Origin of the sequence: Pontibacillus chungwhensis, from assembly GCF_030166655.1 — a bacterium.
In the GTDB taxonomy this organism is placed as follows: domain Bacteria; phylum Bacillota; class Bacilli; order Bacillales; family BH030062; genus Pontibacillus.
The window spans coordinates 1,397,870-1,418,230 of sequence record NZ_CP126446.1; the positions used below are offsets into that span (position 1 = coordinate 1,397,870).

The following is a 20,361-nucleotide window of genomic DNA, read 5'->3' on the forward strand; positions in this document are numbered from 1 at the left end:
GGGAGATACGATGCCAGCTAAAACAGGCGATCAGTATATGGAACGAATTAAAAAAGCGAAGAACAATATCTATATCGGAGGGGAACGGGTCGAGGATCCAACGACCCATCCTTCTTTCAAAAACGTCGTCAAATCGATGGCGGGCTTGTACGACCTTCAGCACGAAAAAGCAGATAAAATGCTGTACACCTCTCCAACCTCAGGAGATAAGGTCGGCATGACGTTCATGCGTCCTGAAACGATTGAGGATCTGATTAAACGCCGTGAAGCGATCACAGAATGGGCCAAAGCGACAGGTGGCATGATGGGACGCTCACCAGATTACTTGAATGCGGAAGTGATGGCAATGGGGACAGCTTCAGACTTATTCGCTGAAGCGGATCCGATGTTTGCGGAGAATGCCCGTAACTATTACGAGTACTGCCGTGAAAATGATATTAGCCTGACCCACACGCTCATTCATCCGCAGGTAAACCGTGCGAAAGCCCAGCACGAGCAGAAGGATGCCAATAACGCCCTTCACCTTGTCGAGAAGCGTGAAGACGGCATTATTGTCGATGGCATTCGCTTACTCGCGACTCAAGGCGGCATCACAGACGAAATTCTCGTCTTCCCGTCGACTGTGAAGAAATCTGGCGAGCTCGATGATCCGTATTCCTTAGCATTTGCCGTTCCTAATAACACAGAAGGCTTGAAATTCATTAGCCGTGAGTCGTTTGATTACGGCAAAAACGAGTGGGACCACCCATTATCCTCACGCTTTGAAGAAGGAGACGCGATCGTTTCTTTTGAAAACGTTTTCGTTCCGTGGGAGCGCGTATTCGTTTGTGAGAACTCGTCGATCTGTAACCGTACATTCGCTGAGACAGGCGCCGTGGTTCATATGTCTCACCAAGTTGTCTCGAAGAATGTTGTGAAAACAGAATTTCTTCTTGGCATTATCCTGCAGGTAATGGATGCGATCGGCATTGATCAGTTCCAGCACGTGAAGGACAAGGGGACAGAAGTGATGCTGACCCTTGAGACGATGAAGTCCCATCTTTATAAAGCAGAACACAATGCAAAACTGGATAAATGGGGGACGATGACGCCAGACTTTGAAGCGTTAAATGCAGCCCGCAACTGGTACCCGCGTGTTTACCCTCGTATCACAGAAATTTTAAGAATCCTCGGCGCATCAGGATTGATGGGAATTCCGACAGAGGCAGACTTCCAGCACGAGGAGATCGGACCGATTATTAACCGTGCGATGCAAGGGAAGAACCTTGATGGCTATGAGCGTGTTCAACTGTTCCGTTTAGCCTGGGATGCTACACTTAGTGCCTTCGGATCACGTCAGGCTCACTATGAGTACTATTTCTTCGGCGATCCGATTAAGATGGGCATGACCTATTTCGATCAGTACGACAAAGATCCGTACAAAGACTTTGTACAGGATTTCCTTAATAAAAGCGGTTCGAAAAAGCCGAATGTTACGAGTGTATAGGAGGGATTCTTGATGACGTTTAATATTATTCGTTCAGCCCGTGCCGTGCTCCATGTGAAAGATTTAGACGCTTCTCGCACCTTTTACGAAGCACTTGGTTTTGTCGAGACAGAATCAGATGACGAGCACATTTACTACAGAGGTCTAGAAGAACACAATCACCACAGCCTGCTTTTGAAAAAAGGCGACGAAGCCTCTGTTGAAGTCATCAGCTACAAAGTGATGTCAGAAGCTGACCTCGACCAGCTGGCAAGCTTGTTTGACAGGAAAGGCTACAAGGTCAAGTGGGTGGAAGCAGGCGCTCAAAAAGCAATCGGACGCTCCTTCCGTGTTCAGGATGTTTCCGGGATTCCGGTTGAATTCTTCTCTAAAATGGACACAGTGGACCGCATGCTCCAGCGCTATGACCAGTACCGCGGAGCCCGTGTGCAGCGCATCGATCACTTTAACTGTATGGTGTCAGATGTACAAAAAGCCTATGACTTCTATACAGAAGAGCTTGGCTTTAAGTGCTCGGAGTACACCTCTTCAGATGACGAAGCGATCTGGGCCGCTTGGCTGCACCGTAAACCAAGTGTGCATGACGTTGCCTTCATGAACGGCGACGGCCCACGTCTTCATCACATCGGGTTCTGGCTTAGTGATCAGCTAAGTCTGATTCATGCCTGTGACGTGCTCGCTTCCATGGGATACGTCGACAGCATCGAACGAGGACCTGGACGACACGGATTGTCGAATGCTTTCTTCCTATATTTGAGGGATCCTGATGGTCACCGGATTGAGTTGTACAATGGAGATTATTTAACAAGTGACCCGGACTTTAAGCCAATTCGCTGGGATATTAATGATCCAATGCGGCAGACGTTCTGGGGGCACGAAGCGCCTGATCGTTGGTTTAATGAGGCTTCTCTGGTGCAGAACGTCTACACAGGTAAGACGCTCCCACTCCAAGAGCCCACCCTGAAGAAAAAGAAACCAACCTTCATAATCTAGGCTTTATCTAGAGTGGGTCCGTTGCCTTAATAGTGCTTGGGCTGGCTGGGGGACAACTCGCTTTCCTGCGGGGAGCTGGGAAGCCTCCTCAATCGCTACGCGATCTCCGGGGTCTCCCCTAGGCTCCTTACCCCGCGGGAGTCTCGCAGTCCCCCAGCCAGCCCTGGCCTAAAGGAAGTGAACGGACCACTATAGAATCAAAAGGCACTATCTACCATATATTGAAGGTTTCCGTTTCCCGGCCCACCTTACGCTCATGCTAAAGTTAACGGAAACAGAAAATGACGTAAGGGGGAATGGGATGTGGGGATGTTGAATACGGTTGAGAAGAAACAGTTGTATATAGGTGGCGAGTGGATGGAAGGGGAGCGTTATGCGCCCCTTTTTTCTCCTTATAACGGCAAAAAACTTGCCGATATTCCTCAAGGAACAGAGGAGGATGTGGACCGGGCGATTGGGGCGGCGGAGGTTGCGGCTCAGTTGATGCGCGCTCTGCCTTCTCATGAGAGAGCGGGGATTTTGGAACGTCTTGCTGGTTTACTAGAGGAACGCCAAGAGGAAGCGGCTATGATCATTGCGAATGAAGCCGCGAAGCCGATTAAGGCAGCTCGGGTTGAAGTGAAACGGACGGTTCAGACGTATACATTTGCGGCGATGGAAGCGCGCAATCGGTACGGAGAGACCATTCCTATGGATGCAGCGCCTGGCGGGGAGAATCGGGTGGGTTATACGGTAAGAGAGCCTCTTGGAGTAATTGGGGCGATTACACCATTTAATTTTCCTATGAATCTTGTAGCTCATAAAATCGGGCCGGCTATTGCTGCTGGTAATGCGGTTGTGCTGAAGCCAGCGTCTGGTACTCCTCTTTCTGCGTTTTTCTTGGCTGAGCTTTTAGAAGAAGCAGGACTACCTAAGGGTGCTTGCAATGTGGTAACAGGTAGTGGTCGCGTTGTAGGTGACCGTCTTGTGAAGGATTCTAGAGTGAAGATGATTACGTTTACGGGAAGTGCTGAAACGGGTGTAGGGATCCGGAACCAGGCAGGACTGAAGCGGGTGACGCTTGAACTTGGTTCAAATGCAGCGCTTATTGTAGACGAAGGTGTGGATCTTGCAGAAGTTGCAAAGCGTGCCGTTACAGGAGCTTTTGCTTATCAGGGGCAGGTTTGTATATCCCTGCAACGGATTTATGTTCACGATGCCGTCTATCAAGCTTTCCTTCGCGCTTTTGTTGCAGAAACAGAGAAGTTGAAGACGGGAGATCCTCTTGATCCAGAGACGGATGTTTCCTCTCTTATCACGAAAGAAGATACAGAACGAGCCTTATCATGGGTCGAAGAAGCAATTGAAGGTGGAGCGGTACTTGAAACAGGTGGTATGATAGAAGGGAATGTCATGCGTCCAACGGTGATCACGAATGCCAGTCGAACGATGAAGGTTTCATGTAAAGAGGTGTTCGCTCCAGTCGTTGTGATTAACCGGATTCAATCCATAGAAGAAGGGATTGAAGCAGTGAATGATTCTCGTTACGGCCTGCAAGCCGGTATATTCACTCCAAATATCGGCCACGCCTTTGAGGCAGCAGATCAACTTCAAGTTGGGGGAGTCCTGATTAATGACATTCCAACTTACCGGGTGGATCATATGCCGTATGGCGGAGTGAAAGAAAGTGGTACCGGACGGGAAGGAATTCGCTACTCAATTGACGAAATGACAGAGATGAAACTTATCATTATTAATAAAAACAAATGAGGTGTTGTATATGGACGATCGCATGTTTAAAACCGCAATGAGTAAATTCGCAACAGGGGTTACGGTTGTAACGACAGAAACGGATAACGAAGTGCGTGGCATGACAGCTAACGCGTTTATGTCTGTTTCCATGGAACCGAAATTAATCGCTGTATCTGTCGCGAAGAAAGCTAGAATGCACGAATATATTAAAGAATCAGGCCAGTTTGTTGTAAATATCTTATCAAATGAACAAGAAGATATGTCGAACTACTTCGCTGGCATGGTAAAAGAAAAATGGGAGCTTACGTTTGACCGCTTTGAAGAACAGCCGGCGATTAAAGACTCTATCGTAAACATCGCTTGTAGCCTTTATGGTAGCCACGAAGCAGGTGACCACACGATTTATATCGGTGAAGTGAAGAACCTAAGTGTTAAGGACGGGGTTCCACTAGGGTATTATCAAGGAAAGTATTGCAAGATTAGTGAATAAAGACGGTGAAACACGCCACGTTACGTGGCGTGTTTTTTTACTGTTGATGAGAGGATGGAGGGGTGGGGAAAAAACTCCCTTTCCTGCGGACGAACTCCCGAGCTTCCTCGTTCGCTGCGCTCTCTGTGGGATCTCGGAAGCCCGTTTTTCCGCGGGAGTCTCGCATTTTCCCCACCCCTCCTTGCTCTACTAGGCTAAAAAAACACCATATAGGCAGTAGAGATAGCTGCGACCAAAGTATTAATCCTTACTCCTCCTTAGTGACTTTACTAGATTCATCCCTATCGTTTGGCACGTTACATCCGTATCATTTTGATGAATTCTACAATACTTAAGCCTTTAGCCTCTAATTCTCCTTTCCAATCCCTACCATTAAGCCACCTCCCTAGAAAGGACTATATTCATCTGAAAGATAATCTATTTACAATGGTTGTATTAAAGAAAATTCTGGATATATAGTCAATTGATGAGAGGGAGGAAATGGTGATGAAGCGTAAAAAGCTTGCTCCAATTATGACAGCAACGGTTTTATTAGGAAGCGTGTTTGCATCCGTGCCACAGCAAATCGTATCGGCGGAAGAAGTACATACAGAAGATCTTTTAATCTCGGAATACTTAAATGGGGATGGGAATGCTAAAGCGATTGAATTATTTAATGGAACAGGAAGCGATGTTGATCTAGGGGACTATTCCCTTGAGATTTATAAGGATGGCAGCGAAGTGGCGACGGATGTGATTCCTCTTGACGATACGCTAGAAGATGGACGAGCAGCAGCGATTGCCAACCCAAGCGACGGAGAGGTGGCGCGTAATGCGCTCTACACTTCTGAAGTGTTAACTCATGATGGGAATGATACATTCGTGTTAAAGCATGGGGATGAAGTGGTCGATAGTTTTGGTCAGATCGGAAATGAACAGGGGTGGGATACGAAACACGTTTACCGGGATCGGACCATTTTAAAAGGTGATACGGACCCGACCGATGCATTTGACCTATCAGCAGAATGGGTGCCTTATTGGTACAACTATTATGATAATCTAGGTCGCCATCACGTAATAGCAGAAGACGCACCGGCTGAAGATACGATTGAACAAGCGAGAGAAGAAGGGTATTATAACCTGGTGACAATTGAAGGAGTCATTACGACCACCAATGGGATGACGTTTATTCAAGATAAGACGGGTGGTATTTTACTAGAAGGTCAACTGGGCGGTTATGATGTGTCGGTAGGAGATTATGTGCGAGTAGAAGGAAGAATAGATAGTTATGGGTATCCGAATATTTACAACTACACGTCTTCCATTGAATCAAAGGACAACCCACTTCCGGAACCTGCAGCGATTTATAATTTTGATAAACTCTCTCCCTCATTAGCCGGGGAACGTGTTCATTTGTATAATCTGACGGTGGGTGAAAAAGATGAATATGATCGGACCATCCTTAACGATGCATCCGGCTCTACCATTCCCGTTAACGGGGATTCAGCACTTCCGGAACTAGAAGCTGGAGAACGTGTGGATGTAACAGCTATTTATAGAAATAACGGTGACTACCAAACCCTTTATATCGACAAAGCAGAAGATGTTGAGCGTCACCTCTTTATTCACGATGTTCAAGGAGAGGAAATGACTTCTCCGTATGAAGGTAAGGAAGTTGAAGCGATTAGTGGAATCGTTACGTACCTCGATGGAAAAGGCTTCTATATGGAGGGGGAGAAGGACCGGAACGAAATTACATCAGAAGGGCTTTATGTTGAGTCGTCCGTTAATGTCTCCGTTGGAGATCAAGTGTACGTTAATGGCACTGTTCAGGAATCAAAAGTGGAACGAGTGCAAATGAAACGAACTCAGACAATGACCCAAATCGGAAACTCCGATGTGAAAATCGTATCTCAAGATAACCCATTACCTGAAGCTCTTCAGTTTGGGAAAGATACCATGGGGAAAGAAGAATTAGAAGAACTAGCTATGGACGATATGAATGGACTTATGAGGCAGCTTGAAAGCGTAGAAGGCATGCGCGTATCGATCGGGAATGCTAAAGTTGTCATCCTGCCATCTGAAATGTATACAAAATAGATTGCGAGACCTGAAGCCTATTTGCTTCAGGTCTTTTTTATATGGCAAAAGAAAGTTACATCGATTTGATAAGAAATTTCTCTTCATTAAAAATATTTCCCCACAAAAAAAGGAATTGAAGTTGACGTTAACGTAAATGGTAAACTATAAACAATCAGAAAGTTTAGACAAATGAGGGTGAGATTGTGACAACGTACACCATTTCTGAGCTAGCGAACACATTTGGCGTGAGTACGCGAACCATCAGGTACTATGAACAGCTTGGGATGCTTGAGCCGGAGAGAACTGAATCGGGTCAGCGGGTTTATGGGAAGAAAGAGAAGACCCGTCTTGTGCTTATTTTTCGCGGGAAGAAGTTTGGATTTAAACTCGAGGAAATTCGAGAGATGGTCCAGCTGTTTGATCAGGATCCGTCCGGAGCCAGGCAACTGGAGCGGACGATTCAATATGGAGAGGAGAAGATCAGGGAGGTGACCGAGCGAATCGAAGAGTTAACGGACATGCGTTGTGAAATGGAAGGGATGTTGGATCAGTTTCGTAGGAAGTTACACAATTAAAAGGAGGATACGAAATGAATGGATCACAGCTGTTAGCCATGCAAGCACGTAGAAGCCCTCACCACGAAGCGATTGTCTCAAATGGGAAACGAGTGACGTACGAGGAATGGGATCAGACGGTGAACCGATTAGCCAATGGACTGGCTTCATTGGGTGTAGGCAAAGGGGACAAGGTTATTCTCCATATGCCGAACACTGAAGAATTTCTGTATACGTATTTCGCCACGCAGCGACTTGATGCCATAATCGTTCCCATTAACGCGAAGCTTGTGTATGATGAAATTCTTTATATCGTCGAGCATAGTGATGCGAAGGCGTTCTTCACCCATGACTTATTATTCCCTCAAGTCGCACCGCTCGCTGATTCGGACTTGCTTTGTGTCAAAACTGGAGGCGCTGATGACGGATGGCGCTCACTCGATGCGCTGATCAAAGCCTCTCCTGATACACCTCGTGCTTCGACGACAACAGAAGATGACGAGGTTGCACTCCTTTATACATCAGGCACCACAGGAAAGCCTAAAGGGGTATTGTTTACGAACCGTAATATTCAAACCGTTGCCACGATGATGGCGATTGAGATGAAAATGGAGCCCGGAAGCCGCGTGCTCCATATGATGCCACTTAGCCACTCTGCCCCACTTCACTTATTTATGATGTCCACGACGTACGTTGGTGGCACTCATATCCTAGCACCAACCTTCACCCCAGAACTACTCCTTGAGCTTGTTTCAAAAGAACACGTCACGCATTTCTTCGGCGCGCCCGTTGCCTATTTGTTAACCGCCAAACATAAAAGTGTAAAAGAATATGACTTAAGCACCATGCAATACTGGGTCTACGGCGGTGCACCGCTTGGGACAGAAGAAGTGAAGTTTGTGAAAGAACAGTTTCAGACAGAACGCCTCATGTGTGTGTATGGACTCACAGAAGCCGGTCCAAACGGTACGCTTCTCTTACCAGAGGAACACGACGGGAAAGCTGGAAGTATTGGCAGACGTCCAGCTTTAAATAGTGAAATTGACATTGTCGATGAAAACGGAGATCCCGTTCCACCTGGTCAAATAGGCGAGATTGTCCTTAGAGGAGAAGGGGTGATGAAGGGCTACTACAAAGACCCTATAAAGACCCAAGAAGTTCTAAAGGATGGCTGGCTGTATACGGGAGATGTCGGAAAGCGGGATCAGGATGGTTTCTTTTGGGTGATCGATCGGAAGAAAGACCTCATCATTTCAGGAGGCGTAAACATTTTCCCAAAAGAAATTGAAGAAGCGCTCTTGTCCCATCCTTCGATTGCTGATGTGGCTGTCGTCGGCATCCCGCATCCCGACTGGGGAGAGACGGTGAAGGCGTTTGTCGTTCCGCAAAATGTTGAAGAGCTTTTATCAGAAGAACTGTCCTCGTTCCTGAAAGGGAAAATAGCCGATTATAAAATTCCTAGAGTCTATGAAGTGTTGGGGTCACTCCCAAGAAATGCGACGGGTAAATTGTTGAAGCATCAGCTGCGACACTCTGAAATGAAGGAGGTATAAGAATGAATTATTTTCGTGAAGATCCGAATCTGTCCTTTATTTTAGACCAGTATCTAGACGATGATTTTGCAGAATGGGCAAAGCGGGAGCTTGATGAGTACGGAGAGTTATGTGCGTCTGAAATCGATGAGCGCGCTGCTCACACCGACCGGGAAGGGCAGCCGAAGCTAATCAAGTACGACAAAATGGGCAACGACATTTCCTATGTGTGGGTGAATGATGGGTATAAAAAGACCCTTCAGCAAACGTATGATAGAGGAATTGTCGGGTATGTGCATAAGCCGATCCCTGAGCTTGGACGAAAGGGAGATTATATTTATTCCTATGCCCAAGGCTATCTTCTTTCCCATACAGAACCTGGGTTCTACTGCCCGGTGACGTTAACGATGGCGACCGCCTACTTAATCGATCATTACGCCAATGATGCGTTAAAAGAAACGTACTTGCCTCACGTCTTAGCTACTGGGGACGTAGAGTTGTATGAAGGTGCAACGTTTCTAACTGAACGGCAAGGCGGCTCAGATGTCGGAGCGAATGAGACAAAAGCTATTCCGGATGGTGATTCCTATCGCCTTTATGGAGAGAAGTATTTTGCCAGTAACGCGGGGATGTGCGGGGTAGCGATGGTCCTTGCGAGGATCGAAGGAGCCGGAGGCGGTTCCCGGGGATTGAGTTTGTTCCTTGTCCCCTGGAAGGATGGATCCCATACGGCAGAAGGGATATCCATTCGTCGGTTAAAAGATAAACTCGGTGTCCGGGCAGTTCCGTCTGCAGAGGTGGAGTTTGACGGTGCAAAGGCTTATCTCGTTGGAGAATCAGAGCGCGGCATCTACTACATGATGGAAGCTCTCAATCTATCGAGGGTGTGTAATGCTGTGGCATCGATCGGGATCATGCAGCGAGCCTATCTTGAAGCAAAGCAATACGCCTACGACCGGGTTACATTCGGCAGCGCACTGAAAGATTTCCCGATGGTTCAGGATACCCTTGTTTCGTTAAAAGCGAAGCAAGAAGTCGAAACGAGCAGTGTATTCAAGCTCATTTCCCTTTTTGACAAGATTTCTAATGATCAAGCATCAGCCTCAAAGCGGGATGTTGCCTTACAACGCCTGCTTATAGCGATTTTGAAAAAAGAAACGGCCGAACAAGCTATTCATTTCTGTCATGAAAGCATTGAGATGCACGGTGGAAATGGGTATATTGAAGACTTCGTTATGCCTCGTTTATTAAGAGACGCACAAGTGCTAACCGTTTGGGAAGGGACAGCCAATATTCTTGGCCTTGAGGTATTGAAGCTGATAAAGAAATTCCAGGTTCACACCCTTTTCATGGAAGAAATGAAGGCTTCCTTAGATGCGTTACCAGAGGATCTGCAACCATTGTCGTCTCTCATTTATGAGAAGACGGATGAACTAGAACAAGAGATTGCAAAACTCGCCTCTTTCAGTGAAGAAGAGCAAACGTTCTACGCCAAGCACCTCGCTGAAAAAATGGCCGCGATCTACGAGAGCGTGGTGGCCCTTGAAGATGCAGTCAAAGGAGGACCACGCAAAAAAGCCATTGCTGAAGTGTTCTTGCAGAAGACTTGGAAGAAGGGAGAGCTTGATTTAGAGCGGAAGTCGTTAGCTTATTTTGAGATGATTGTGGAAGGGAAAGAGACGGAGGTAGGTGTAAAATAAAAACAGTGAGATAGGAGTGATCCCTAGATAATCGAATCAATCCTTTACTAACGAATAGGTGAAAACGGACATGAGGAACGGCTGAATCATGTCCGTTTTTGCTGTTATTAGAAAAGAAAGAAAAGAATATAAAAAAGGGGAGTTTTACACGCATGAGGATGTGTTTGGTAATTATCCGTAACTCCTCTTGGTAGTCAGTAGAACGGCAAGTTTCAGCTATCGCTCATCCGAAAACTCAACCCCAAGAACGGAAGGAAGAGCAGTAAGAAAGCACCATAGGATAATGAAAACATACCCGCTACCCGCGACTGAAAATCGATCCGGAGCTGCGATGAAGAAGTATTGAAATAGAAATGAGAGCACGGTCATGATGAGCGTTAGGAAAGGAAGGTAGTACGTGGTGGCTTTTTTCAATAAGTAAGTAAACAACATCGTAAGAGGATTCGCAATCAGTAAGTAGATCGGTAAAGTGGCTATAAACGCAAAAGGAATCGAAAAGACAATCCCTAGCTCTCCATCCAAAGCCATGCCGTAAAAGAAATAAACCCCAATAAAATAGACCGAACTAAGAATAGCCCCTCCAATATGTCTTCTTAAATGACCAACCATAGAAACCTCCTAAAATTTAGAATACTAGCTTTTATAAAAAGTATATTCATTTCAGAGGTGAAACTCAACTGTATTCATGACTTATGTAAAGATTATCTGGACCTTATTGATTAGTACCCTTCCTCATCCAAAAAGCTATCTTCTTTCAAACCCTGATCGTACAAATCAATTCTCTCTTCCATCGTTTCCTTCTTATCCGTATCGCGCCACTTTACCGTCATGTAAATACGACTCACATCTTTAAGACGAATCGGGTCCCCCTCATCCGTAAGCTCAGGCCCACCTTCAATAGCTCCTGTAGACTCCTCAGCGATATCAATCCCATTACCAGAAACAGCACCCGAATGAACAATAGAATCCTCACCATTCACAACAAGGTGAGTATCAAAACTCATCGAACTGGATTCATATTCCTCCACCTGTTTCATCATTAACTTCCCATTCCCAACCTTCAAAGCCTCCGGCGTCATAACTACCTCAAAATCACTTAACACCCAGTGCTCACTCTCCCCATCAAGGGGCATATAATAATGATGAACTACTTCTTTCTCCGTTTCATTACAACCGGAAAGGAGAATGACCGTAACGGACATGAATAAAAACAAAAGGCGTAACGATTGATGTAACATAATCTCCTCCTAATCCATGTATTCAATATGTAACATATTACCACGTGCCTTACGAATTGAAAATAAACAACCCCACCCGCACCCTCCCTTGAATCCTCATTATATGGTAAGCTAAAAAAAGATCTTTTTTAAAAAACCCATCCTCCTTTCAAAAAATGAATATCTTTCTTTAGATTAGGCTTAAAATCAGCGGTACATAAAGAATCTTCTAACCAAAAATAAGCCTTAAGACGCTTTTTTCTGAAGGAGTTTCCATAAAAGAGGTATGAGGTTTATACTTATAGGTGGTTAAAGTTATAATTCGAAAAGTTTTATATTGATATTTTTCTGTTAGCAGTTGTATATAGGTAGGGAAACACGAAATATATGACCTCAGGACGTTACGGAAAAAAGGGTTTAAGGGTCCGTTCATTTCAATAATGTCAGGGCTGGCTGGCGGACTGCGAGACTCCCGCGGGGAAGAAGCCTAGGGGAGACCCCACAGAGAGCGAAAGCGAACGAGGAGGCTTCCCAGCTTCCCGCAGGAAAGCGAGTGGTCCGCAAGACAGCCCAAGCTCTTTTTATCGTAACGGACCTTTGGGCTTGACGATGAACCAAAGAAAAAGCTGGGTCATATGATAAAACAGATTATGGTGATAAAGGATTGAATATACATGACTAAACAAAAGTGGTACGACGATCTATCAACATTAGTAAAGAAGGACAACGTGAAAAAAGATGAACCGTTAAAAACGTATACCTTCACACATACAGGCGGAGAAGCAGACGTCTTAGTTTCTCCTCAAAGTAACAGAGAAGCAGGCGACGTGCTATCCTACTGTTATGAAAATGAAGTACCCGTAACCATTCTTGGAAATGGGTCAAACATGATCGTGAAAGATGGCGGAATCAGAGGGGTTACCCTATTCTTAGGTAAGATGGATGACATCAGTCATTCAGGCAACAAGATTACAGCTCAAGCAGGCGCGAAGATTATTGATACCTCAAGATATGCGCTAGACCAAACACTGACTGGGTTAGAGTTTGCTTGTGGCATTCCTGGGACAGTAGGTGGAGCCCTTTATATGAATGCAGGCGCCTATGGCGGTGAGGTATCCGATGTACTTGAAAGTGCCGTTGTCGTGACGGACAAAGGAGAACTTCTTGCTGTACGCGCAGAGGAGCTTGATTTAGGTTACAGAACAAGTAACATCGCAGAGAAGAACCTTCTTGTCTTAGAAGCCACATTCGCTCTCGAGCCAGGGGAATATGATGTGATTAAGGAAAAGATGGACGATTTAACGTTCAAACGTGAGTCGAAGCAGCCTCTTGAGTATCCGTCTTGTGGCAGTGTCTTTAAACGACCACCGGGCTATTTTGCTGGAAAACTCATTCAAGATAGTGAATTACAAGGTGTTCAAATTGGTGGCGTTCAGGTTTCTAAGAAACACGCTGGATTTATGGTTAACGTTGGCGGCGGAACGGCCACAGACTACGTCAACTTAATTAAGCACGTTCAAGAAACCGTTAAAGGAAAGTTTGGAGTAGACCTCGAAACAGAAGTGAAGATAATAGGGGAAGATTAAAAGGTAAAGAGCTTAGGCTCTTTACCTTTTTTTGACTCATACCATATAGCATGGCAAGGATGGACCACCATCCCTGTTTTTATAATACATAGAAGACATTATGCTCCACTAAAATTTAATCCCTCATCGACCCAGCCTCGCGAGATGTCATATCTCCAATCCCTGCGTCTAAATCCTTCTGAATATCCTGTTTCACTTTCTGAGGATCCGTCCCTTTTACGCCTTTGTTCATTGTAGAGTTCGAATTCTTTTTAGGTTGTTGATTTGGCTTCATCGTACCCCTCCTCTGTAGTTGAATTCGTCTTTTATTATCCGTGGAAACGTCAGAAGGTATACACAGCTATGGGTTTGAACATGGAGAAGACAAGCAAAGTGTGTCATTAAGTGGCTGTTTCATCAAAAGACGTTCTAACAAAAGGAGAGTCTTTACATAGCTTAACCCATACTTCTCAATGAAGTTTTCTGTTAAATTATGGTATGATGAATGGAGTGACTAACAAACAGTGGAGGGATGGGGAATGATTTTAGAAATGACGACACAGTTTCGGGTTTCTGATATGAAGGAAGGGCAAGAGTGGTATGAAACGCTTCTCAATAAGAAGCCAGATTTTATTCCACACGAGGGGTTTGCAGAGTGGGAGCTGATCCCCGGTTGCTGGTTGCAAGTAGCTGAAGGAACGCTTACAGAAGGAAATGGACCTTTGCGCTTAGGGGTTACAGACATTGAATCTGAAAGAGATCGGCTTGTGGAGCATTTACATATTGATCGTTTTGATATTCACTCAAGGTCTGAAGTGCCAGTGAAATGGGGCACGTTCTCGGATCCATGGGGAAATCAACTTGGTTTTTTTGAGTACTTGGATAAGAGTGAAGAGAAAGAACGTGCTCACAGCATCCTCGGAAAGTAACTTCTCAACTATTTACCTTTTAGAGGACCAATCGGAAATGGATTAACATATCTGTATTTTCATGGCTTAGCATGAAGATTGTGTAATAGGTGTTCCGAACTTCCAACCTTTTAACGGAGGCATACAGGATACGGATCACGTTGAAGAAGATGGAAGCGTAGTGAAGCGTTTCTGGATTAAGCTTTAATTAAGGAGGTAGAAACCTTATGAATTTTCAAGAATTTGGACTGATTCTATTCACGGAAAACTACGAGTCTTGCGTTTCCTTTTACCGAGATACGCTAAACCTACCTGTAAGAAATGTAAAACCTACCCTTGTATCTTTTGATCTTCCACATGGATATTTAATGGTCGAAAAGGGTGGCGCTGGAAATGATCAGGAAAAGGCAAGGCACCAAAACCCAACCGTTATTCGCTTTGATGTAGAGGATTTAGATAAAGAAGTGAGACAGCTAGAGGAGAGAGGGGCTGCCTTTAAAGACAAGAGACTGGTTTTTGATTGGGGAACCATTGCCGTGTTAACAGACCCAGATGGGAACCGGATCGAGCTTGGGGAGCTAAATGAAACAAGTGCCTCCATGAAAGACTGAAGGGACATTTGAAAGAAAAAGTGCTAAAACCTTCGTATAATGTTACGCGTCTTAATCGTCCTACATAATGAGAAACAAATAGGAGGATTGTGGTTCAGAGGTATAAAAAATGAAACTAGCAAGGTCTATTAATAGGCAACCTAGGGATCTTCGTATTCAAGAGTAAGGGGGGGAAATAATGGAGGAATTCGAGCTGAGCTTTAAAAATAAATATGTAAGATTGTTTTTTATTTGGGTGCTTCCTTTAATCTTACTATCAGCTATGCTATTTATTCTTTTGCCAATAAAACAGCATTGGATACCATCTTTTCTTCCTATGACTACTTTAATTATATTTTTTGGCTGGATTAAATTTGATAAGAACAAAATTAATAGGTAACTTTTGTATTGTTTTAATGAGTGCTGAGTGCGATTATCCAAGAAGAGAATCTCCCTCTATGCTGTAAAAACGAAAGGGGAATAATACATGTTTAAATATAAAATTAACGATGACACGGAGCTTCGTTTACTAGAAGTACGGCACGCTGAAGAATTATTTCAACTCACTGATGCTTCAAGAAATAATCTCCGCAAATGGTTACCATGGATTGATCATACAAAGACAGTAGAGAACTCTAAGGGATTTATTGAGGGGACATTAAAGCAATTCTGTAACAATGATGGCTTCCAGGCGGGGATCTGGTATAAAGGAGAGTTAGCAGGGATCGTAGGGTTACATACGATTAATTGGTCAAATAAATCTACTTCCATAGGGTATTGGCTTGGGGATTCTTTTCAAGGAAAAGGGTTAATGACAAAGTCGTGTCAAGAAGTCATAAACTATTGCTTTAATGAGCTTGGGCTTAAGCGTATAGAAATACGAGTAGCAACGGGGAATGAAAAAAGTTTAGCCATCCCATACAGATTAGGCTTTACAAAAGAAGGATGTCTAGAAAAATCAGAATTATTGTACGACACATATGTAGATCATTATGTTTTTGGTCTAATTAACGAAAATTAAACCAGATCTCTTAATTTCAACGCTTCTAGTATATAGTGCGATTGCAGAATAAAGCTTCTTTTATTAACAGAGCAGGTTAGTTTGGTAGGCTCAATTATTTTTCGTGGAAATAATATAGTGATCGGATGTAGAAACATTTAACGGGTTAATAAATACGAGAGGAAGCACCTAATGAACAAATTCAGTTTGTTTGGAAAATTCATGGTACAAGAAGGCAAACGTGACACAATGGTAGATCTATTGCTAGAAGCAGCAGAATCAATGAAACATCTTGAGGATTGTGAGATCTACCTTGTAAATATTTCAGAAAGTGAACCAAATTCTGTTTATGTGTATGAAGTTTGGAGTGACGAAAATGCTCATCAAGCGTCTCTAACTCTTGAAGCTACAAAAACACTAATAGAACGTGCAAAACCCATTATTACTGGAATGGAAAGAATCAGCACCTTAAAAACAAAAGGTGGGAAAGGTCTTTCATAAGTAAGAAGTCAATAAAGCATAGAAAAACGCAGGGGTTGGACCACTGCGTTTTTCTATGTGCTTTCGTGTGTCTTGTTCCACAACCGAACTACTCATGAGGGGAGGTTCATCCTTACCGAGTCTTTTCTATCGCACAGGCTTCCGTCTCATCCACTGGGTTGCGACCCATTTCTCTCCTTGAACCACAGGATTGCCGCTATGGAGTGTCTTTTCATTAAGCAACGCGTCCTGATAAAAGTACTCAAAATACACGGCCATCCCTTTTTTAGGCGTTACAGATAGTCCGAGGTGTGGGAAAAGCGTTTCGCCACCTTCTTCGACGTCGTTTAGATATAACACAATCGTCGAGATCCGGTTGTTATCTGACTGCTTAAAGTAATCATGATGAGGCTTATACTCTTGGCCAGGCTGATACCGCAAGACCTGCAGTCCCTCGGCGTGCTCAATGGGAACATTCATAATTGCGGAGAGGCGTCGTTCCATGCGGTGGATCAGTGTGTTCTCATTTTCTTCAAAAAACATCCCGCTGCTTGTTCTCATTTCATTTGTTTCCCTTGCTTGTCCGATCCTAGAGCGCTCTAACCGGTCCTGGCTTGTAGTAATGATGCGATCGCATTCCTTCTCACTTGCCACGTTATCTAGCACTACAATAAGAGGCTCTTCTACTTTTGAGATAACAGAGATCGTGCGGTCCTCCGTAATGATGCGGTTTCCTTTATGTGAAAAGATGGTTGCTTCACGTTCAACTTGAGCGGTCATGATAGACTCCCCTTTCTGTTTGATAGATTATATGGGCGAATCTATGGAAATATGAAAGGGGAAGTAAATTCTTGTAAATACATGACATGTCATTCATACTGAAAAATAGATGACACGCCATGTATTTAGGGGGAGAATGATTTGGAGACGAAAGTTCATGTTTGGCATACGGGTTCTGTTCGAATTGATCAATCACTAGCTTTTCAAGAGAAGACGCTTCACCCGATGCCATATTCAGGGTGGTTAAGGGGAAGGAAAAAGAAGCGGTGGGTGCCCGTGTCTGTTTATTTAATCGAACATCCAAAAGGGGATGTGTTAGTGGATACAGGGTGGCATGAAGATATCAGAACTCATCAAAGACGCCATTTAGGGTTGCTCTCTCATTCGATGTTTCAAGGAGATCTGCCTCTTGGACAGTCGGTGGGTGAACGGTTACGAGAGCAAGGGAAGGACCTGAACTCGTTACATACGGTTGTTCTGACCCATATGCATGCAGACCATGTAAGTGGGCTGAAGCATGTAGAAAAAGCCAGGAGAATTATCGTTTCAGAAGAAGAATGGAAGGCAGCGCATAAAGAAATCGGCTACCGAAAGTCCATGTGGGAGGGAGTAGCTGTAGACCCCTTGCCACTTGAAGTGATTCCATACGGTCCATTTTGCAAGGGTATTGATTTATTTAATGATGGAACCGTCTATCTTGTGCACACACCAGGACATAGCCGGGGGCAGTGGTCTGTGTTGGTGCAGACGGTAAAAGGATGGGTGTTACTAGCAAGTGATGTTGGATATGCGGTGAAATCATGGGAGGAAGGTCACTTACCTGGTTTGATGGTCGATCACGAAGCAGCTGTTGCTTCACTGGACTGGGTGAAAACATTCTCTAAACGAGAGGATTGTTATGCAGTGCTCGCGAACCATGATGCAGATGTACGAGAAGGGAGGTTGGTGTAAGAATGACCGGGAAAAAGGAAGCGGAGCGTTTACGCTATTTCATTCTTGCTGCCCAGAGGCAGGGGAATCGAATCTACAATGAATCCTTATCCGAATTAGGCTTAACCTCATCAAAAGCGGAGGTACTAAGTGTATTACAACAAAATGGACCATTATCCCTTAAACAGCTCGGAAGTCTTCTGATCTGTGAAACGGGGAGTCCTTCGAGGTTAATTCAGCGTTTGGTGGAAGAAGATTTGATCGAACGAACGCCTAATCCAAATGATAGCCGGTCGACGATTCTGCAATTAACAGAGATAGGCCGTGAGAAATCAGAACGCGTCACTCTCGTTGAAGATCAAATCCACGAAAAGGTTAGCGATCAGCTTAATGAGAAGGAACTTCAAGAAGCTAACGCGTTGATGGGGAAGCTTCTAAAAGGTTTAGGCAATACGGGAGCGATAGAGAAACGGGGATTCTTAGACGAAGAGTAAAGGAATGGAGAAACAGAACCACAGAAGGCGTGAAGCCACACAAAAACAGACACAAGGAAAAGACTCCTCATGTCTGTTTTTTTCTAACAGATGGCTTTATAGACTAGCAGTTGTAATAGCAGCAAGCCCCAACGATGATCAAGAGGATGAACAGAACCACAATTAGGACAAACGTGTTGTCATTGCGGCAAGGCATCATCCCGTAAGCAGGTGATACGTAAGAAGGAGCAACGTTCGCAGGTGCGTTAACATTTGCAGGAGCATTAACATTTGCGTACATATTCATTCTTCCTTTCAGACTAGTTATTTGTCACTACAGTATACGCACCTAGCTCCGTTTCGAGCCCGTCTCCTTCCAAAATGGGTTCGTGTCCCGGCTTTATCTGCCTTTGTAAAGGTAACGGATATACTGATAAAACGAGATGGAGATTTTATTATGGTGAATCGTCACCGGCGGTACTCTATGATCTCTGTACAGTCCGGAATGAACCTCAGGTGAGAAGCGGGTGACTAAAGACGTTAAGTAAGCAGAGCGGTTGCTGTTTGGAAAACGCTTCTTGTTTAGGGCTTCAATCATCTCCTCAGCTGTTACGATTCCAAATCCATGGCCGAAGAACTTCCCACCGCCCATTGCCACAGCATTTTCTCCTCTATAATTGGCATTGCTTCGGTCGTAATCCGGATTATTGAAATAAACCACATCCCCTGGCAGGTAAAAGTTCGCATGAAACGTGTAAAGACGAAGTTCAGGGTCTGTATTCCAGCTGTAGAGATAAATATTTTGAAAAGCGGTGTTGAACGTAGTTTGTTCCATACTTTTACTCATCGCGTGATACATATTTATGACGCAAGCCGTTGCGCATTCAAACGCATATAAAGAACTGTTTGTAAAGATATCTGAGATCCCACTAGTTGGATAGACGTTCGGCTTCTGAAGAAATCCTCCAGCCGGTGTTAAGTACCAGTATTCAGGATTACACGTAGCGGCACTGAAGCCACGAAACGTGGATTCTCCTTCACTCATTTCTTTCGCACTAAGGGTCATATTCTTGCGAAGTCTAAGGGCAAACCATAATTGATCCATAGACGGAAAAGAAAAGAGCTCCCCCGCATCCCTCATCCCCTCGAGGATTTCAAGATCCACTCCTGAAACGTTTAAGGAAGAAAGGGATTGTATTTGAGTTCCTGCAACTTGTATCACAATGGCATTCCCCATTTCTGTCATTGTTCTGTTAGTTTATTCGGGCAAGGCGCGAAACATGTTTCTAGGACGCTGTTAAGGAAATATGTATAATACTGGATATGGTGAAACGGATTGGTAAGTGATCCGTATATAAGAATACGAGACTAGGAGATAGTGAGGTGAGGAGTTTAGATTATGGAACAAGTTTGGGACCTGGATAAAGTAAAGCGATCACAAAGAAGATCATCCATTCAAATTTCTCTTATTTTTTGGGCGTTCATCATAGGTTCTATGATTTATGGGTTCCATTATGAGAATGGAGCTTTCGTCCTTCTTGCTTCCTTCTGCGTTATAATGACTGCGTTTGCAGGTGGATCGTTATACACGCTCAGGACAGGAAAGATCATTGGCACAAAGGATAAAAGGTATAGCGAATCTTTTGAACGAGATCGTATAGGGGAGAAAGAGTGGATGGGTAAAAAGAAAATAGAGACGACCATCCTTATTGTCGTAAGTCTAGTCTTCACGGTTTGTTTATTTGTAGTAGATTGGAGCGGTATTAGGATGAACGCCTTCCATGATTTTCTTCCTCTTATCGGAGCGGGAGTAGGAACAACGTTAGGGCAGTTCATTCGAAGTAATAAAGTAGAGTAAAAGTTAATTTATT

The 20,361-nt window shown here is 44.4% G+C and carries 22 protein-coding genes; 16 read left to right on the top strand and 6 right to left on the bottom strand.

Features of this window, described 5'->3' with window-relative positions:
• The first annotated feature begins 10 nt into the window (after positions 1-10).
• The 8 genes from hpaB to QNI29_RS07275 all read left to right on the top strand — a co-directional run bounded on the left by hpaB (position 11) and on the right by QNI29_RS07275 (position 10,547).
• Entirely contained in the window at positions 11-1,486 is a 1,476-nt protein-coding gene (hpaB, locus tag QNI29_RS07240) for a 4-hydroxyphenylacetate 3-monooxygenase, oxygenase component (protein WP_231415711.1), read from the top strand.
• 12 nt (positions 1,487-1,498) lie between these two features.
• On the top strand, positions 1,499-2,479 hold the full coding sequence (gene hpaD / locus QNI29_RS07245; protein WP_231415712.1) for a 3,4-dihydroxyphenylacetate 2,3-dioxygenase: 981 nt from the start codon (positions 1,499-1,501) through the stop codon (positions 2,477-2,479).
• A gap of 309 nt (positions 2,480-2,788) precedes the next feature.
• Entirely contained in the window at positions 2,789-4,228 is a 1,440-nt protein-coding gene (locus QNI29_RS07250) for an aldehyde dehydrogenase family protein (protein ID WP_231417534.1), read from the top strand.
• A 10-nt stretch (positions 4,229-4,238) separates the two neighbouring features.
• The gene (locus tag QNI29_RS07255) at positions 4,239-4,700 is read left to right on the top strand and encodes a flavin reductase family protein (protein WP_231415713.1); all 462 of its coding nucleotides are present in this window, start codon (positions 4,239-4,241) and stop codon (positions 4,698-4,700) included.
• A 486-nt stretch (positions 4,701-5,186) separates the two neighbouring features.
• The gene (locus tag QNI29_RS07260; RefSeq protein WP_231415714.1) at positions 5,187-6,779 is read left to right on the top strand and encodes a lamin tail domain-containing protein; all 1,593 of its coding nucleotides are present in this window, start codon (positions 5,187-5,189) and stop codon (positions 6,777-6,779) included.
• Between the two features lie 185 nt (positions 6,780-6,964).
• The gene (locus tag QNI29_RS07265) at positions 6,965-7,336 is read left to right on the top strand and encodes a MerR family transcriptional regulator (RefSeq protein ID WP_231415715.1); all 372 of its coding nucleotides are present in this window, start codon (positions 6,965-6,967) and stop codon (positions 7,334-7,336) included.
• A gap of 14 nt (positions 7,337-7,350) precedes the next feature.
• Positions 7,351-8,868, top strand: a complete 1,518-nt coding sequence (locus QNI29_RS07270) for a class I adenylate-forming enzyme family protein (RefSeq protein WP_231415716.1) — start codon at positions 7,351-7,353, stop codon at positions 8,866-8,868.
• Between the two features lie 2 nt (positions 8,869-8,870).
• Positions 8,871-10,547 (top strand): acyl-CoA dehydrogenase family protein, encoded by a 1,677-nt coding sequence (locus tag QNI29_RS07275; protein WP_231415717.1) that lies wholly within the window; start codon positions 8,871-8,873, stop codon positions 10,545-10,547.
• Between the two features lie 216 nt (positions 10,548-10,763).
• Here the strand turns inward: QNI29_RS07275 and QNI29_RS07280 are convergent, their stop codons facing one another.
• Both QNI29_RS07280 and QNI29_RS07285 read right to left on the bottom strand, forming a co-directional pair.
• Positions 10,764-11,156: a hypothetical protein gene (locus tag QNI29_RS07280; protein WP_231415718.1), complete on the bottom strand. Its 393-nt coding sequence runs from the start codon at positions 11,154-11,156 to the stop codon at positions 10,764-10,766.
• 110 nt (positions 11,157-11,266) lie between these two features.
• Complete coding sequence (locus tag QNI29_RS07285) at positions 11,267-11,785, bottom strand: hypothetical protein (RefSeq protein ID WP_231415719.1); 519 nt, start codon at positions 11,783-11,785, stop codon at positions 11,267-11,269.
• Positions 11,786-12,438: 653 nt separating this feature from the next.
• Between QNI29_RS07285 and murB the strand changes: the two genes are divergently transcribed.
• The gene (gene murB / locus QNI29_RS07290; protein ID WP_231415720.1) at positions 12,439-13,350 is read left to right on the top strand and encodes a UDP-N-acetylmuramate dehydrogenase; all 912 of its coding nucleotides are present in this window, start codon (positions 12,439-12,441) and stop codon (positions 13,348-13,350) included.
• Positions 13,351-13,465: 115 nt separating this feature from the next.
• On the opposite strand, the gene QNI29_RS07295 is transcribed toward murB, so the two are convergent.
• On the bottom strand, positions 13,466-13,624 hold the full coding sequence (locus tag QNI29_RS07295) for a hypothetical protein (RefSeq protein WP_231415721.1): 159 nt from the start codon (positions 13,622-13,624) through the stop codon (positions 13,466-13,468).
• A gap of 244 nt (positions 13,625-13,868) precedes the next feature.
• Between QNI29_RS07295 and QNI29_RS07300 the strand changes: the two genes are divergently transcribed.
• From QNI29_RS07300 to QNI29_RS07315, 4 genes are all read left to right on the top strand, one after another.
• On the top strand, positions 13,869-14,258 hold the full coding sequence (locus QNI29_RS07300) for a VOC family protein (protein ID WP_231415722.1): 390 nt from the start codon (positions 13,869-13,871) through the stop codon (positions 14,256-14,258).
• A gap of 206 nt (positions 14,259-14,464) precedes the next feature.
• Positions 14,465-14,848, top strand: a complete 384-nt coding sequence (locus tag QNI29_RS07305; protein WP_231415723.1) for a VOC family protein — start codon at positions 14,465-14,467, stop codon at positions 14,846-14,848.
• A gap of 466 nt (positions 14,849-15,314) precedes the next feature.
• Positions 15,315-15,848: a GNAT family N-acetyltransferase gene (locus tag QNI29_RS07310; RefSeq protein ID WP_231415724.1), complete on the top strand. Its 534-nt coding sequence runs from the start codon at positions 15,315-15,317 to the stop codon at positions 15,846-15,848.
• A gap of 171 nt (positions 15,849-16,019) precedes the next feature.
• On the top strand, positions 16,020-16,328 hold the full coding sequence (locus QNI29_RS07315; protein ID WP_231415725.1) for a putative quinol monooxygenase: 309 nt from the start codon (positions 16,020-16,022) through the stop codon (positions 16,326-16,328).
• 126 nt (positions 16,329-16,454) lie between these two features.
• Here the strand turns inward: QNI29_RS07315 and QNI29_RS07320 are convergent, their stop codons facing one another.
• Positions 16,455-17,087, bottom strand: coding sequence for a 2OG-Fe(II) oxygenase (locus QNI29_RS07320; protein WP_231415726.1), 633 nt, complete (start codon positions 17,085-17,087; stop codon positions 16,455-16,457).
• 141 nt (positions 17,088-17,228) lie between these two features.
• On the opposite strand from QNI29_RS07320, the gene QNI29_RS07325 reads away from it, so the two are divergent.
• Positions 17,229-18,038 carry an N-acyl homoserine lactonase family protein gene (locus QNI29_RS07325; RefSeq protein ID WP_231415727.1) on the top strand — a complete coding sequence of 270 codons (810 nt, stop codon included), beginning with the start codon at positions 17,229-17,231 and terminating at the stop codon, positions 18,036-18,038.
• Between the two features lie 2 nt (positions 18,039-18,040).
• On the top strand, positions 18,041-18,511 hold the full coding sequence (locus QNI29_RS07330) for a MarR family winged helix-turn-helix transcriptional regulator (protein ID WP_231415728.1): 471 nt from the start codon (positions 18,041-18,043) through the stop codon (positions 18,509-18,511).
• Between the two features lie 103 nt (positions 18,512-18,614).
• On the opposite strand, the gene QNI29_RS21175 is transcribed toward QNI29_RS07330, so the two are convergent.
• Positions 18,615-18,710: a YjcZ family sporulation protein gene (locus QNI29_RS21175; RefSeq protein WP_370635469.1), complete on the bottom strand. Its 96-nt coding sequence runs from the start codon at positions 18,708-18,710 to the stop codon at positions 18,615-18,617.
• 180 nt (positions 18,711-18,890) lie between these two features.
• Entirely contained in the window at positions 18,891-19,736 is an 846-nt protein-coding gene (locus QNI29_RS07340; RefSeq protein ID WP_231415730.1) for a protein-glutamine gamma-glutamyltransferase, read from the bottom strand.
• Positions 19,737-19,889: 153 nt separating this feature from the next.
• Between QNI29_RS07340 and QNI29_RS07345 the strand changes: the two genes are divergently transcribed.
• The gene (locus QNI29_RS07345) at positions 19,890-20,348 is read left to right on the top strand and encodes a hypothetical protein (protein ID WP_231415731.1); all 459 of its coding nucleotides are present in this window, start codon (positions 19,890-19,892) and stop codon (positions 20,346-20,348) included.
• Positions 20,349-20,361 lie beyond the last annotated feature (13 nt).